14 protein-coding genes are annotated in these 15,685 nt (G+C 42.0%); 1 reads left to right on the forward strand and 13 read right to left on the reverse strand.

What is annotated here, in order from left to right:
* Positions 1-39: 39 nt before the first annotated feature.
* From mtaB to gpr, 12 genes are all read right to left on the reverse strand, one after another.
* Positions 40-1,398, reverse strand: a complete 1,359-nt coding sequence (gene mtaB / locus NSQ72_RS11480) for a tRNA (N(6)-L-threonylcarbamoyladenosine(37)-C(2))-methylthiotransferase MtaB (protein WP_335373622.1) — start codon at positions 1,396-1,398, stop codon at positions 40-42.
* Positions 1,398-2,168 (reverse strand): 16S rRNA (uracil(1498)-N(3))-methyltransferase, encoded by a 771-nt coding sequence (locus tag NSQ72_RS11485; protein ID WP_024427953.1) that lies wholly within the window; start codon positions 2,166-2,168, stop codon positions 1,398-1,400. The genes mtaB and NSQ72_RS11485 overlap by 1 nt, the downstream gene beginning before the upstream one ends.
* Before the next feature lie 23 nt (positions 2,169-2,191).
* Entirely contained in the window at positions 2,192-3,127 is a 936-nt protein-coding gene (gene prmA / locus NSQ72_RS11490; protein WP_024423032.1) for a 50S ribosomal protein L11 methyltransferase, read from the reverse strand.
* 22 nt (positions 3,128-3,149) lie between these two features.
* A complete protein-coding gene (gene dnaJ, locus NSQ72_RS11495; protein ID WP_024427952.1) occupies positions 3,150-4,283 on the reverse strand; it encodes a molecular chaperone DnaJ in 1,134 nt (377 codons plus the stop codon).
* 165 nt (positions 4,284-4,448) lie between these two features.
* A complete protein-coding gene (dnaK, locus tag NSQ72_RS11500; RefSeq protein WP_048238923.1) occupies positions 4,449-6,287 on the reverse strand; it encodes a molecular chaperone DnaK in 1,839 nt (612 codons plus the stop codon).
* Positions 6,288-6,311: 24 nt separating this feature from the next.
* Positions 6,312-6,869 carry a nucleotide exchange factor GrpE gene (gene grpE, locus NSQ72_RS11505; protein WP_341084058.1) on the reverse strand — a complete coding sequence of 186 codons (558 nt, stop codon included), beginning with the start codon at positions 6,867-6,869 and terminating at the stop codon, positions 6,312-6,314.
* A 63-nt stretch (positions 6,870-6,932) separates the two neighbouring features.
* Entirely contained in the window at positions 6,933-7,964 is a 1,032-nt protein-coding gene (gene hrcA / locus NSQ72_RS11510) for a heat-inducible transcriptional repressor HrcA (RefSeq protein ID WP_003217350.1), read from the reverse strand.
* An 81-nt stretch (positions 7,965-8,045) separates the two neighbouring features.
* Positions 8,046-9,185 carry a radical SAM family heme chaperone HemW gene (gene hemW / locus NSQ72_RS11515; protein ID WP_059374594.1) on the reverse strand — a complete coding sequence of 380 codons (1,140 nt, stop codon included), beginning with the start codon at positions 9,183-9,185 and terminating at the stop codon, positions 8,046-8,048.
* Between the two features lie 114 nt (positions 9,186-9,299).
* Positions 9,300-11,138 (reverse strand): translation elongation factor 4, encoded by a 1,839-nt coding sequence (gene lepA / locus NSQ72_RS11520; protein ID WP_024423038.1) that lies wholly within the window; start codon positions 11,136-11,138, stop codon positions 9,300-9,302.
* 141 nt (positions 11,139-11,279) lie between these two features.
* The gene (locus NSQ72_RS11525; RefSeq protein WP_024427951.1) at positions 11,280-11,612 is read right to left on the reverse strand and encodes a YqxA family protein; all 333 of its coding nucleotides are present in this window, start codon (positions 11,610-11,612) and stop codon (positions 11,280-11,282) included.
* A 13-nt stretch (positions 11,613-11,625) separates the two neighbouring features.
* Positions 11,626-12,834 carry a stage II sporulation protein P gene (locus NSQ72_RS11530; RefSeq protein ID WP_339207915.1) on the reverse strand — a complete coding sequence of 403 codons (1,209 nt, stop codon included), beginning with the start codon at positions 12,832-12,834 and terminating at the stop codon, positions 11,626-11,628.
* Between the two features lie 66 nt (positions 12,835-12,900).
* Positions 12,901-14,016, reverse strand: a complete 1,116-nt coding sequence (gene gpr / locus NSQ72_RS11535; protein WP_047201920.1) for a GPR endopeptidase — start codon at positions 14,014-14,016, stop codon at positions 12,901-12,903.
* 198 nt (positions 14,017-14,214) lie between these two features.
* Between gpr and rpsT the strand changes: the two genes are divergently transcribed.
* Positions 14,215-14,481 carry a 30S ribosomal protein S20 gene (gene rpsT / locus NSQ72_RS11540; protein WP_024423042.1) on the forward strand — a complete coding sequence of 89 codons (267 nt, stop codon included), beginning with the start codon at positions 14,215-14,217 and terminating at the stop codon, positions 14,479-14,481.
* Positions 14,482-14,614: 133 nt separating this feature from the next.
* Here the strand turns inward: rpsT and holA are convergent, their stop codons facing one another.
* Positions 14,615-15,634 (reverse strand): DNA polymerase III subunit delta, encoded by a 1,020-nt coding sequence (holA, locus tag NSQ72_RS11545; protein WP_047201921.1) that lies wholly within the window; start codon positions 15,632-15,634, stop codon positions 14,615-14,617.
* Positions 15,635-15,685 lie beyond the last annotated feature (51 nt).

A 15,685-nucleotide genomic window follows, 5' to 3' on the forward strand; every position in this document is an offset into this window, starting at 1 on the left:
AAACCGGCTTGCCCTTTTGGCTGCCGGTTTTTTTATCTATTATGAGGTCATTCTCACTTTGTTTGGCTGCACATCATCGCTGATGCGAACGAATTGTCCTTCGTTATAAGGATAGCCCGCTTTCGTAATTTTCACTTTGACCAGACGGCCGATCATGTCCTCTGTTCCTTCAAAAACAACCTTCATATAGTTATCGGTATAACCAACATAAAGATTGTGGTTTCCTTCTTGTTCTTTGAAGGATTCTTCCGGAATAATTTCTAGCACATCACCCTCATATGCAGATGCATACTCTTTCGCAAGCTGGTCAGAAAGAGCGATCAAACGGTGTACACGTTCGTTTTTCACATTTTCATCCACTTGATCTTCCATTCTTGCAGCCGGCGTACCCGTACGTTTGCTGTAAGGGAAGACGTGCAGCTCAGAGAATTGATGGTCTTTGACAAAATTGTACGTTTCCAAGAATTCTTCTTCTGTTTCCCCAGGGAATCCTACGATTACATCAGAGGTGACAGCAAGTCCTGGCAATGCTTTTTTCAGCTTTGTTAAACGCTCTGCAAAGAATTCCATCGTATATTTACGGCGCATTCTTTTTAGCACAGTATTTGAACCAGATTGAAGCGGGATGTGTAAGTGTCTGACAATTTTATCTGACTGATCCAGCACTTCAATCACTTCATCTGTAATTTGACTAGCTTCAATAGATGAAATACGGATTCGTTTTAAGCCAATAACACGTTCATCTAATGCTCTCAGAAGCTTCGCAAAGTTATAATCCTTTAAGTCTTCTCCGTATCCGCCTGTGTGAATACCTGTAAGCACAATTTCTTTATAGCCTGCATCAACAAGCTGCTGCGCTTGATTGATGACTTCTTCTGGATCGCGAGAACGAAGAAGGCCGCGTGCCCAAGGAATAATGCAGAATGTACAGAAGTTGTTACAGCCTTCTTGGATTTTTAATGAAGCGCGCGTTCTGTCTGTAAAGGCAGGAACATCAAGTTCTTCAAACACACGTGCTTTCATGATATTGCCAACCCCGTTGATCGGCTGTCTTTCTCTGCGGTATTCTTCTATATAACCTAGTAATTTATGTCTGTCCTGTGTTCCAACCACAATATCAACACCAGGAATCGCCATGATTTCTGCTGGAGATGTTTGCGCATAGCAGCCAGTTACACAAATGACACCATCCGGGTTATGACGAATGGCTCTTCTAATGACTTGGCGGCTTTTCTTATCGCCTGTATTCGTGACCGTACATGTATTAATGACATATACGTCTGCTTTTGATTCATACTCTTTTCTTTCATAGCCAGCTTCTTTAAACAGCTGCCAGATCGCCTCTGTTTCATAGTGGTTGACCTTACAGCCAAGTGTATGGAACGCTACTGTTCCCATCATGATTCACCTCTTAATAACTCTGTTTGATAAGATATAGCGGAAAGCGCGTATAAAGGAGCGGTTTCTGTTCTTAAAATGCGTGGTCCGAGCCCGCAAATGACTGCACCAAGCGTTTCAAGCTCTTCAATCTCCTTTTCTGCCAAACCGCCTTCAGGGCCAAAAACCACTAACAAGGTTTGTCCGCCTTTCATCTGTTGAAGCACAGTTTGAAAACGGCTTTGCTCTCCTTCTTTCGATGATTCTTCGTATGCAACGACACATTTATCGAATTCACCAGCTAATTGCGTCAGCTCTTTAAACGTTGATACTGAATAAACACGCGGAATGATATTCCGGTAGGACTGCTCTGCTGCTTCTTTCGCGATTTTCTCCCAGCGCTCTCGTTTTTTATGTGACTTTTTTTGGTCTAGCTTTGTAATAGAACGAGCCGCTTGAAATGGGATAAAAGCACTTGCGCCAAGCTCTGTGCCTTTTTGGATAATGAGCTCAAGCTTATCTCCTTTTGGAAGACCGCTTGCGATCGTCACCCGAATCGGAAGTTCTCTGTCCTGATTTGTCCAGCTTTCAAGGTGACAAATCACTTCTTCCTTTGTTATTGTATCAATTTTACTGAGCGCTTCAAAGCCGTCTGTTGTTAAACAAAGGATTTCCTGCCCTGCTTTCATCCGCATGACATTGGAAAGATGATGTACATCTTCACCTTTTATAACGATGGCTCCCTTTAACGTCACTTCTTCTTTCGTGAGGTCGATAAAATATCGTTGCATACGTGTCCTGACACCTACTCGCTTTATTTTTTCGCTATAATGCTGACCCAATCTTCCATTGACAGCACTTCAACAATATCAAAACCTGCTTCTTCTAATGCTGTTTTGACTTGTAATTTCTTTTGTCCAATGATGCCTGATGTAATGAAATAGCCATCTTTCTTCAATAGGTCATAGGCTTGATCTGTAAAGCGCAAAATTACTTCTGCCAGAATGTTGGCGACAATCACATCACGCTCACCTGAAATCCCATCAAGCAAGTTGTTTTGTTTGACCGTCACTTGGTCACTTACACCATTTAGTTCGATGTTTTGCTTCGCACTTTCTACCGCAACGGTGTCGAGATCAAAGGCTTGAATGTCTTTTGCACCAAGCATTGCTGCTGCCACACTTAAAATCCCAGAGCCTGTTCCAACATCAATCACCGTATCGTTTTCCTTTACATAGCGCTCAAGCGCCTGAATGCAAAGGACGGTTGTGGGATGCGTACCTGTTCCAAATGCCATTCCAGGGTCCATTTCAATAATCAGTTCATCAGAATGAACCGGTGTATATTCTTCCCACGTTGGAACGATGGTGAATTTTTCAGAAATTTTCACAGGATGATAGTATTTCTTCCATGCGGTGGCCCATTCTTCTTCATTTACTTCACAAATTGACAGTGTATTGCGTCCAAGGTCAATATCGTATAGAAGAAGATTGTTGATGGCTTCTTTGATCTCATCTACCGTTTCCATCAAAAAGCTGTTCATTGGAAGATAGGCTTTGACAATGACACCTTCATCCGGATAGTCATTCGGATCGAGCTGGTAGATCTCACCGTATACATTTTCACGTTCCTTGACTAAATCAAGCGGGTCCTCAATCACGACACCACTTGCACCTGCTTCATGCAAAATATTGGTGATCGGTTCCACCGCTTCATTTGTTGTATGGACGCTAATTTCTGACCACTTCAATACTACCAACTCCTTATCCGTCTTACTCGCCTTTAAATGCGCGTTTTACCTTATCGAAAAAGCTCATTTCTTGTTCGTCCGGTTTATTTCCGCTCACTTCAGCAAATTTTCTAATGATATCTTTTTGATTGTCTGTTAAATTTGTCGGTGTGACGACACGTACAACGATATGCTGATCGCCTTGGCCGTAGCCGCGTACATTTTTCACACCTTTTCCTTTAAGTCTAAACTTCGTGCCAGTTTGAGTGCCAGCAGGAACTTTTAATTTTACTTTTCCGTGTAATGTTGGCACTTCAATTTCGTCACCTAATGCAGCTTGGGCAAAGGTGAGCGGCATCTCGCAGTAAATGTCATCTCCATCACGTTCGAAGAATTCATGCGCACGCACATGGAATACAACGAATAGATCGCCTGGAGGTCCTCCATTTACACCTGGTTCACCTTGACCAGATACTCTGAGCTGCTGACCATCATCAACACCTGCAGGGATCGTCACGTTAATTTTCTTGCGCTTGCGCACTTTGCCAGATCCGCCGCATGTTGAACATTTATGATCAATTTGTTTCCCTGTTCCGCTACAGTAGTTACATACTCTGCGGTTGACCACTTTACCAAATGGGGTTGACTGTTCAACATTTAATTGACCAGATCCTCCGCAATGTGAACAAGTTTTCGCCTGCGTTCCGGGCTTTGCACCTGATCCATGACATGTTTCACATGATTCTTCACGAGGGATTTCAATGGTTGCTTCTTTTCCAAATGCCGCTTCTTCGAATGAAAGCGTCATTGTATATTGCAGGTCCGCTCCTTGGCGTGGTGCATTTGGATCTCTTCTTCTCGCTCCGCCGCCAAAAATACTAGAGAAGATGTCATCAAAGCCGCCGAAGCCGCCAAAGTCTCCTCCTCCACCAAAACCGCCACCGCCAAAGCCTTGGTTTGGATCGGTATGACCGAACTGGTCATAATGCGAACGCTTTTGATCATCAGAAAGGGTTTCATAGGCTTCTTTTACTTCTTTGAATTTCTCATCTGAGCCAGCTTCTTTATTAATATCAGGGTGATACTTTTTTGAAAGCTTGCGGTATGCCTTTTTGATTTCGTCCTTTGAGGCGCTCTTACTTACGCCAAGCACTTCATAGTAATCACGCTTACTCATCTCTTCACACTCCCGATTTTCTCACATAAATACGATTGTATCATTTTGATTTAACTTTTTTCAATTCCTTTCATCGTTGAAAAGAAAAAAAGTCAAAGCCAAGAGATCCTGACTTTGACTTTCTGACGAGTACGTTTCAGCAGTCTTTTTCAAAAGTAAAGGTGATTATTTTTTCTCTTGATCGTCGTTTACTTCTTCGTATTCTGCATCCACTACATTGTCATCTGCTTTTTGAGCACCTTCAGCGCCTTCTTGCTGAGCTTGTGCTTGTTTTGCAGCTTCTTCATAGAGCTTGGTCGTTAATTCTTGAACGATTGTTTGCAGCTCATCTTTTTTCGCTTTGATGTCTTCAAACTCGCCTTTTTCGATCGCAGCTTTTAGTGCATCTTTCGCGTCGTTTGCTTTTTTCACTTGCTCTTCATCGATTTTGCCTTCTAGATCTTTTAATGTTTTTTCAGTTGTAAACACTAATTGATCTGCTTCGTTGCGCACTTCGATTTCTTCTTTTTTCTTCGCATCTGCTTCAGCATTTTCTTCTGCTTCTTTAACCATTTTTTCGATCTCATCATCAGAAAGACCTGAAGAAGATTTGATTGTGATGTTTTGCTCTTTGCCTGTACCCATATCTTTCGCACGTACGTTGACAATACCGTTTTTATCGATATCAAATGATACTTCAATTTGCGGTACGCCACGTGGTGCTGGCGGGATATCAGTCAATTGGAAGCGGCCTAATGTTTTGTTATCTGCAGCCATTGGGCGCTCACCTTGCAAGACATGGATATCTACAGCTGTTTGGTTGTCAGCAGCCGTTGAGAATACTTGAGATTTACTTGTTGGAATTGTTGTATTACGTTCAATCAGCTTCGTGAACACGCCGCCCATTGTTTCAATTCCTAAAGAAAGTGGTGTTACGTCAAGAAGAACAACGTCTTTGACATCTCCTGTGATCACTCCACCTTGGATCGCTGCACCAAGTGCAACAACTTCATCAGGGTTTACACCTTTATGAGGCTCTTTGCCTGTTTCTTTTTTGATTGCTTCTTGGACTGCAGGAATACGAGTTGACCCACCTACAAGGATGACTTTATCAATCTCGCTAGCAGATAAACCAGCATCTTTCAGTGATTGACGTACAGGTGTCATTGTACGCTCTACAAGATCTGCAGAAAGCTCTTCGAATTTAGCACGCGTTAACGTTAATTCAAGGTGAAGAGGTCCTGCTTCTCCAGCTGTGATAAATGGCAGTGAAATTTGTGTAGAAGATACACCTGAAAGATCTTTTTTCGCTTTTTCAGCAGCATCTTTTAAACGCTGAAGCGCCATTTTATCTTTAGAAAGATCAATGCCATTTTCTTTTTTGAATTCAGCCACTAGGTGATCAATGATGACTTGGTCAAAATCGTCTCCACCTAGACGGTTGTCCCCAGCAGTTGAGCGCACTTCAAAGACGCCGTCTCCAAGTTCAAGAACTGACACGTCAAATGTACCGCCGCCAAGGTCGTATACAAGGATCGTTTGATCTTCATCTGTTTTATCTAAACCATACGCAAGTGCAGCTGCTGTTGGTTCGTTGATGATACGTTCCACTTCAAGACCGGCAATTTTACCAGCATCTTTTGTTGCTTGACGTTCTGCATCGTTGAAGTAAGCAGGAACAGTGATAACTGCTTTTGTTACTTCTTCGCCAAGATAGCCTTCAGCGTAAGATTTAAGGTGTTGAAGAATGATTGCAGAGATTTCCTGCGGTGTATAGTTCTTGCCTTCAACTTCTACTTTATAATCTGTACCCATATGTCTTTTAACAGACATGATTGTGTTTGGGTTTGTAATTGATTGACGTTTTGCTACTTCACCCACTTGGCGCTCTCCGTTTTTAAAAGCGACAACAGATGGTGTTGTACGTGCTCCTTCAGCGTTTGCAATGACTTTTGGCTCGCCGCCTTCAAGTACTGCAACACATGAGTTTGTTGTTCCTAAGTCAATCCCAATGATTTTACTCATATTCGATGACCTCCCATTATGTAGTTATTGATTTACTTTTACCATTGATGGACGAATAACTCGATCTTTGAGTTTATAGCCCTTTTGCAATTCTTCTACAACGATATTTGAATCATAATTTTCATCTTCAACTTGCATGACGGCTTGATGAAGGTTTGGATCGAACTCTTTGCCGACAGCTTCAATTGGTTCAACGCCTTCATTTTTCAACGCTTCTACCAGCTGGCGGTAAACCATTTGCATTCCTTCTAACAAACTTTTCGTCTGCTCATTGTCTGGATCAATTCCAAGCGCTCTTTCAAAGTTATCAAGAGCTGGGAGAAGATCACTGACAACATGTTGAGAACGATATTTTTGCACGGTCTCCACTTCAGTTCGAGCACGGCGTTTATAGTTTTCAAAATCTGCTTGAACACGCAGAATTTTGTTTTCTTTTTCATTTAGAAGCTGTTGCAATTCATCGATTTTTTCTTGGAAGGCAGACTGTTCATCATGTGTTACTTCCTCATTATCTGCTTGAACTGCTTCTTCTTGTGCTTCAACCTCTGCTTCTTGCTCAGGTGTCTGTTTTTCTTCTGACATTGTGTTCACCTCCCTCAAAAGATTCAAAAATACGAAGGGGCTATGCCCCTATCTTTTATCACCCTACTCATCATACAAATTGGAAAGTGCGTTTGACAAGTCTTTTGATACATGATGCAAGAGACTGACAACCCTGCCATAATCCATACGGGTTGGACCGATGACAGCAATGGAGCCGAGTGATTTTTGATCAATCGAATAAGTGGCTGTGATTAAGCTGCAATTCTCCATCGCTTCCAAATTGTTTTCTGAACCGATTTTAATGGTGATTCCTTGCTGATTTGGATGAAACAGCTGCATGACATCATTCTTTTGCTCAATAAGCATCATGAGTGAACGAATGCGGTCAATGTCATGAAACTCCGGCTGATTCAACATATTAATCTTCCCGCCAAAGAAAAGTTTTGATTCATTTTGAGTCGATGTAAATGTATTGCCGAGCGCATCTAAAATATGATCATAATCTTTTAAATGCGTGCGAAGAAGCATCACAACTTCTTTATACATTCTGTCCTTCAGCTGATCCATCGGGACTCCGGCTAGGCGGCTGTTTAAAATATTCATCAGCTTCTCAATATCGGAGACATCGAGATGCTCAGAGAAGGTAATGGTTTTGTTTTCAACATGTCCGCTGTCTGTAATCATGATTGCCACTGCTTTGTTCGGCTGAACAGGGACAAGCTGAATTTGCTTTAATCGATTTTCACTTAGCTTTGGACCAAGCACAATCGATGTATAGTTTGTGAGATCTGATAAAATTTCCGCCGATTTTTGAACTGTTTTTTCCAGCTCAAAAATTTTCTCCTGAAAGGCCGATTGGATGAGCACAAGCTCTTTAGACGACAGTTTTCGCGGAGAGAGCAAATGATCTACATAATAACGATATCCTTTTTCGGAAGGAATTCTTCCTGATGAAGAATGGGTCTTTTCAATAAAACCAAGTTCCTCCAAATCAGCCATTTCGTTTCTAATCGTCGCAGAGCTGAATGTAATGTCTTCTTTTTTAGAAAGAGTCCTTGATCCAACTGGCTGCGCCGAACGAATAAAGTCATTAATGATGACTTGCAGAATCAAAAGCTGACGATTTGTTAACATCATCATCACCCCTGTTAGCACTCTCTTTCAACGAGTGCTAATTGTATAAACAAAATTACCAAACTCAAATTAAAATGTCAATTATAACTCACCGAGAAACGCTTGAAATACTTCATTCCCTAACAATTTTCCTTTTCTTGTTAAACGGATCCCAATGTCATCTTTTACAATGAGGCCTTTTTCTTCTAATTCTTCAAGAACAGTGGGAAAAAGTGCTTCTGGTGCAGTACCATATTTTGCTTGGAAATCAGCACTTTTCACTCCTTCGATCTTTCGAAGACCTAAAAACATTTCTTCTTCTATTTGCTCTGCTTTTGTGACCTCATGTGTTTCCTTATACGGGAACCCTGTTTGGTCAATCAGCTCCAAATAATGTTTCACCGGCCCTGCATTCACATTTCGGACGCCATCTACATACCCGTGTGCGCCTGCACCAAAACCGAAGTAATCTTCATTGCTCCAATAGGTCAGGTTATGCTGGCTTTCAAAGCCAGGTTTAGCGTAATTGCTAATTTCGTACTGCTTTAATCCATGGCGCTCCATTTCATCCATCACAAGCTCATACATTTCAGCCTCACGTTCTTGCGGCGGTAAATGAAGTTTTCCCTTTTGCATTAAGTTGTAAAAAACGGTTTTCGGCTCGACGATGAGTGAGTAAACCGAATAATGCTCTGCACCCAGCGAGAAAGCCGTCTCAAGTGAATTCATCACATGATGCTTTTCTTGATGCGGCAAGCCAAACATGAGATCGAGGCTAATATTGTCAAATCCAACCGCTCGAGCTCGCTCAAAGGACGTAAGGACATCCTTTTTTTGATGAACTCGTCCGATTTTTTTGAGCAAATCGTCTTCAAAGGTTTGAACACCAAAACTCAGCCGATTGACACCGGCTTCTTTTAACACATGCAGCTTCTCGAGTGATAATTCATCTGGGTTCGCTTCCACTGCAAATTCAATCAGGTTTTTTGTCGGCTTTAATACACGGTGAATGCTGTTCATGAGCTTGTCTAGCTGGCTGACAGTCAGTGATGTCGGGGTTCCCCCGCCAATAAAAATCGTCTTGAGTTCCTGCTCGCCCTTTTGTTCGATCGTATGCTGCATCTCTTTTTCAAGAGCCGCTAAGTATTCATCGACTGGCTGCGTTTTAATGAAAAATTTATTGAAATCACAATAGTGGCAAATGTGCTCACAAAATGGAATGTGAATGTATGCTGCTTTCATTTGATGACACCTTCTTTACAGGTAAAGAGCCGCAGTTTATCGCTGCGGCGCCTTTGTTTGTTATCGACTATAAACGTCAAGGCGAACATTGTAAAGCAAGCAGCCTTGAGGATGTTATTTTTTCGGTGTGCTGTCATCCATCTTCAGCACGGCCATAAATGCTTCTTGCGGGACTTCAACAGAGCCCACTTGCTTCATGCGCTTTTTCCCTTCTTTTTGCTTCTCAAGAAGCTTTCTTTTCCGGGAAATGTCTCCACCATAACATTTGGCAAGTACGTTTTTACGCATCGCTTTAATGGTGGAACGAGCAACGATTTTTTGACCGATTGCTGCTTGAACTGGCACTTCAAAGTGCTGGCGTGGAATCAGTTCTTTTAGCTTTTCTACAATGATCTTGCCTCGTTCATATGCATAATCGCGGTGAACAATAAAGGAAAGGGCATCGATTTTTTCGCCATTCAGCATGATATCCATCTTCACCAGCGTCGATGGACGATAGCCAATCAGCTCATAATCAAAGGACGCGTAGCCTTTTGTGTTAGACTTTAGCTGATCAAAGAATTCGTATACGATCTCTGCCAAAGGAATTTCGTACACAATGCTCACACGGTTCGCATCAAGATACTGCATATCGATGAAATTTCCGCGCTTTCCTTGGCAAAGCTCCATCACAGAGCCTACATAATCGTTCGGCACCATCATTGTTGCTTTTACATATGGTTCTTCAATTCGCTCAATCTTTTGCGGATCAGGCAGATTGGACGGGTTATCTACGACGATTTTTTCTCCATCTGTCATATATACATCATAAATAACACTTGGCGCTGTCGTAATCAGATCAATTTTAAATTCACGTTCAATCCGTTCTTGGATGATTTCCATATGAAGCATTCCAAGGAAGCCGCAGCGGAAACCGAAGCCAAGTGCTTGGGATGTCTCTGCCTCATATTGAAGTGAAGAATCATTTAATTCAAGCTTTTCTAACGCTTCACGTAAGTCGTTGTATTTCGCTGTATCAATCGGATAAAGTCCGCAGTATACCATTGGGTTTAGCTTTCTGTATCCTGGCAGCGCTTCTTTCGCAGGGTTTTCCGCACTTGTGATCGTATCCCCTACTCGTGTATCACCGACATTTTTAATCGCAGCTGTTAAGTAGCCAACATCTCCAACTGTGAGTTCATCTGTAGGCATGGCTTTTGGTGTGAAAACGCCGACTTCAAGAACTTCAAATTCTTTCCCCGTCGCCATCATTTTAATTTTCTGACCAGGTCTGACGGTTCCTTCAACAATTCGTATGTACGCAATAACGCCGCGATACGCATCGTAAAGAGAATCAAAAATAAGGGCTTGAAGTGGTGCTTCTGGATCTCCAGCAGGTGCCGGCACCTTTTCAACGATTTGTTCTAAAATATCCTCGATTCCAATACCCGCCTTAGCAGAGGTGAGAACAGCTTCAGACGCATCCAACCCGATGACATCTTCAATTTCTTCTCTTACACGCTCAGGCTCTGCACTCGGCAGATCGATTTTATTGATAATCGGAAGAATTTCTAAGTTGTTATCAAGAGCTAAATAAACGTTCGCAAGTGTCTGTGCTTCAATTCCTTGTGCTGCATCTACTACGAGAATCGCACCCTCACAGGCAGCTAGGCTTCGAGATACCTCATAGGTGAAGTCGACATGCCCTGGTGTATCAATCAGGTGCATGATATATTCTTCTCCATCCTTCGCCTTATACTTCAGCTGGACAGAGTTTAGTTTAATCGTTATGCCGCGTTCACGCTCTAAATCCATGGAATCAAGTAATTGTTCTTTCATTTCCCGTTGAGTAATCGCCGCTGTTTTTTCCAAAATACGGTCCGCCAATGTGGATTTCCCATGGTCAATATGGGCGATAATGGAGAAATTTCGAATTCTTGATTGCCGTTCTAATCGTTTTTCTTTATCTGTCACAATCTATCACTCCTACTATAAAACGCGGGTTGCGCTAGGTTAGATTATATCAATAGGGCTGTAAAGATTCAATCGAAATCAAGAAAAGCCGCTTATCGGTCAGCGGCTTTGATTAAAAGGGTGATATCTCATGAAATTCGTTTATTTCCCATTCACCCAATCATAAAGAGAACGGGCTGCATGTGTCATACCATCAGACAGGGCTTTTCCTGCTTTGGAAAAGGCATTAAAGCCTTCTATTTCCTCGAGCTGCTTTTGTTTTTCGGCAAGATCCTTTTCTGTAACAGCCGTTCCTAAGATAGAAGCTTCCTTTTCTTCATCGTCGTTCATTTGAATGGAGAAAGCTCCTTTTAATTGCGGATCATGGTAGCCCTTCATTTGCAGCATGCCATTATTCGCTTGCTGCATTCCTAAAAAGACACCAAACAGCAAGACCAATCCTAAAATAATGGTTTTCCCAATAAATGAGCCCATACCCGTCACCACCTTAAGAGCGTTTTTTCTCACCCTTTGCTTTGCCATCCACCTTTTCCGCGTCCCAGAAAATATCGCTGAATACATCAGCTGCTGCATTGGATGCATTTCTTAATTCTTCCATATTATTATCCACTCCGCCAAATTCTAAAAGAAGGGCTTTGTCGGATAAATCTTGATTATAGATTCCATTATCACCAATTTCTCCTTTGGCAAACACACCGACACTAAGACCTTTATATTTTTTCTCCATCAAATGGTGGAACTCTGTCGCAAGCTTTAAGTTTTTCTCATAGCTTTGATTCTTCTTCCCTACAACAAACGCAATTCTCGCATATTTCTTCCCTTTGATTTCGACTGTCGTATCTTTCTTTCTTCTTGAGTCCCGGTGAATATCAATTAAATAATCGAGGTCATCATTTTTCGCTAAGGCTTCTTTCACGACTAATCTTGATTCATTATAAGACTGCGGATACTTTAATCCTTTTTTCACGAGTCTTTTTTCAATTTCCGTTTTGTCGACTGTATTGCCGATTCCTTGCTGATCAAGCGCCTTTCCAAACATGTCGCCGACAAGGGTAACATTCACTTTTGAGTGCCGTGCATTATTTGGGTTCGTTTCTCCTTTTAAAAATGGTAAATATGATTCCGTATTATGTGTGTGATAAATGTACACAGCTTTTCGTTTTCCTGTTGACCGGTCCGGTTCTTTGGCAGGCTTTTTCGGCCCATCTTCATCCAGCTTGTCCAGTTCAGCTAAATTTGCTTCTTTTTCATCTTGGATCACTTCACTCGGAGGCGGCGATTCCATTGGCATGTTGGTATAGTCTGTGCCTTCACCCGCTAAGATGATTTTTGTATCAAAATGTTCAAAGCCTGGAAGTTCTCTTCCTAGAAAACTGCGCGGGTCTTCTAAATTAATACTGGTTGCAAGCTTCAGTGACAGCCCAGAGAAATGAAATCCTTTTTGAGCTTCTGGAACTGCTGAGGCGAAATATTGGTTTTCCATGCCCATTAATGTGGCAAAAAATGCGCCAGAGAGCTCATCTGCTACACCATATAACGAGGCTTGCGGCCTCAGCTCAGGTTTTAAAGATGTTAAAGCCCCTGACATCACAAACACCACAACAAGAGAGGCAATAAATAAGAAAATGCTTTTGACTACTTTCGTTCCATTAATCGCAACGACCAACTGTCGAGGACGGCGGGGTCTTTTTTTCATGATTTACTCCCTCCAGCACGCTTTCTAGTAATTACACTATGAGCGAGCTAGAGAAAGTAGAACCGATTAATGATTATATGAACCCTTGTTATCTTGAGTGATTTTTTGATGAAGCGCTGTGTTTAATCCGTTGGCAAGTACGTTTGCCATATCATCAATGAATGTATCGACTTCTTTAGGCGTGACCATTAAATTTTGCCCGAGCGGCGCAAGTACTTCATGGATCAGCTGCCTTTTCTCTTCTTCTGGAAGGGTTCCTACGATGCCTAAGAATGATTGACGTGTTTCCTCATCTGGCAAGTCTTCTTCGTTGAGCACTTTTTTCTTCCCGAATGTCAAACCAGCCGGCACAAGAGAGCGGGATGGTCTATCATCTTTTAGTTCTCTACCAAAATGCTTTAAGACATAATCAATTGTGTCACTAGCAATCGTTACTGCATCCACCACTGTCGGAACGCCAATTGCAATTACTGGGATGCCCAATGTTTCTTTACTTAATTCTTTTCGCTTATTCCCTACACCAGAACCGGGATGGATACCTGTATCAGAAATTTGAATGGTTGTATTCACTCGTTCCACCGCACGAGCAGCAAGGGCGTCGACAGCAATGACAAAATCAGGCTTAGACCGCTCAATCACACCTTGGATAATGTCACTTGTTTCAATACCGGTCAGTCCCATCACACCTGGCGACAAAGAGGAAACTGGGCGATAGCCTTCTTGAACATTTTCCGGCTGTAATTCAAAGAGATGACGGGTCACAAGCAGGTTTTCGACTGTGAGAGGACCTAGTGCATCTGGTGTGACATTCCAGTTTCCCAGTCCTACTACAAGGCAGCTCGCATCTGCCTGAATGCCTCTGTCTTTTAAAAACTGAGCAAAATGACGGGCAAAGACTTGGACGACTTTTTCTTGCATTTCAGAGTCTTTCTCCCGAATGCCTTGCGCTTCAAACGTCAAGTAGGTCCCTGCCTTTTTGCCAGTCAGCTCCTCCCCTTCTTTCGTGATTTCTACAGTACGGATGCGGATGCCTTGCTCATCTTTTTCCTTTTCGACGATCCCTTGGATCCCGTCCTTTTTGACGACATTCGGATCGTTCTCTTGTTCTAGTATCTCTTTTGTTTCAACAGCAAGGTCTGTCCGGATTTGATAAACGCTTAAATCGAGCTTCTGTTTCTCCATAAAAAGACTCCTTCCACCAAGTAATTAACAGTAGTCTTTCCATCTCTTGAAAGAAACATTCGAGCACGTCATCAATGAAAAATACTTTACATTTATATTGCATTCTAAAGGTGTGTTTGATAGAATACAATTTGTTCTATTGTGAAGATTTAACCTTAAGACAATTGTGTTTAGGTTGTATCTTAGGAGGTGAAACACATGCCAAATATTAAATCAGCGATCAAACGTACAAAAACGAATAACGAACGCCGTGCACATAACGTAACAATCAAGTCTGCGATGCGTACTGCGATTAAACAAGTTGAAGTTTCTGTAGCTAACAACGATGCTGAGCAAGCAAAAGCTGCTCTTGCTTCTGCTGCAAAACGCATTGACAAAGCCGTTAAAACTGGTCTTGTACACAAAAACGCAGCTGCGCGTTACAAATCAAGACTTGCTAAACAAGTAAACGGACTTTCTGCATAATGCTTGCAACGCCTCAGTGATGAGGCACCTGTTTAACTGTACGTCCGTCCTGACCGGCCGAGCCTAAGGACAGACTGGCAATTATACATCTAAACAAAAACGACCCTCTTTTTAGAAGGTCGTTTTTTTATGTTCAAGCGCCTAACAATCGAAGCAGGAACAATTCTAACAGCAGCTGCTTGTCCTTTTTACCCGTTTTCATTTCATAATCAATCGTTGAAAGCTCTTTGACGATCTGCTTGAGCTCTTCTTCTGAAAACAGTCTTGCCTGATCCATAGCAAGTTTGACCCGGAATGGGTGGACTTTTAGATTTGAAGCAATTTGTTTTTGTCCATATCCTTGCTGAGCGAAGTACTTCGTCTGCAAAATCAATCGAAATTGAGTTGAAATAAGTGCTAATATTTTAATGGGTTCCTCATTTTGCTTCAAGAGGTCATAAAACATCTGCATGGCCTCAGAGCGGCGTCTGTTTACGATTTGATTAATCAGCTCGAAAATATTTTGCTCCAAGCTTCTTGCAACGAGCTGATTGACATCTGCTAACTCAATTTCTTCCCGCTCTCCAATATATGTACTTAGCTTCCGAACCTCTTGGAATAGAGAGGATAGACTTCCGCCACATAGCATCACAAGCTGTTCAGCCGCTTCAGATGTAATCATCTTTCCTTCTGTCTTCACCAGTGTAATGGTGAAATCAGTTGTTTCTTTTGGGTTTAATTCTTTCGCCTCAACAACAGCAGCTTTCTTTTTTAGCAATTTGGTGATTTTTTTACGCTCATCCAGCTTTTCATATGGTGCTAATAACACAAGAATGGTATAGGGCGCTGGCTTTTCTAAATAAGCTTCTAATACAGAAAGCTCATGCTCGATCTTTTCCTTTTTCTTCTCAGCTGTAAGAAAATAAGGATTCTTGATCACGACGAGACGTCTTTCTCCCATAAACGGAAATGTTTCTGCATCGGTCACAGCCTGTTCAAGCGGCACCTCCTCCATATCGAAGATGGAGTAATTAAAATCTTTCGTTTCCTCGTCTACTACAGCTTGTCTCAATTTAGCGGCGGTTTCTTGCAGTAAATATGTTTCTTTCCCATATAAGCAATAAACGGGATGGATATCCCCTCGTTTTAAATTGTTCCATACATCAAAGACCATCAATTGAATCCCTCTCTTTCACTTCCTCCTCTATCCTAAAGTGTGCGAAGA

The sequence above is a fragment of the Bacillus sp. FSL R5-0659 genome (assembly GCF_038008785.1).
In the GTDB taxonomy this organism is placed as follows: Bacteria; Bacillota; Bacilli; order Bacillales; family Bacillaceae; genus Bacillus; species Bacillus safensis.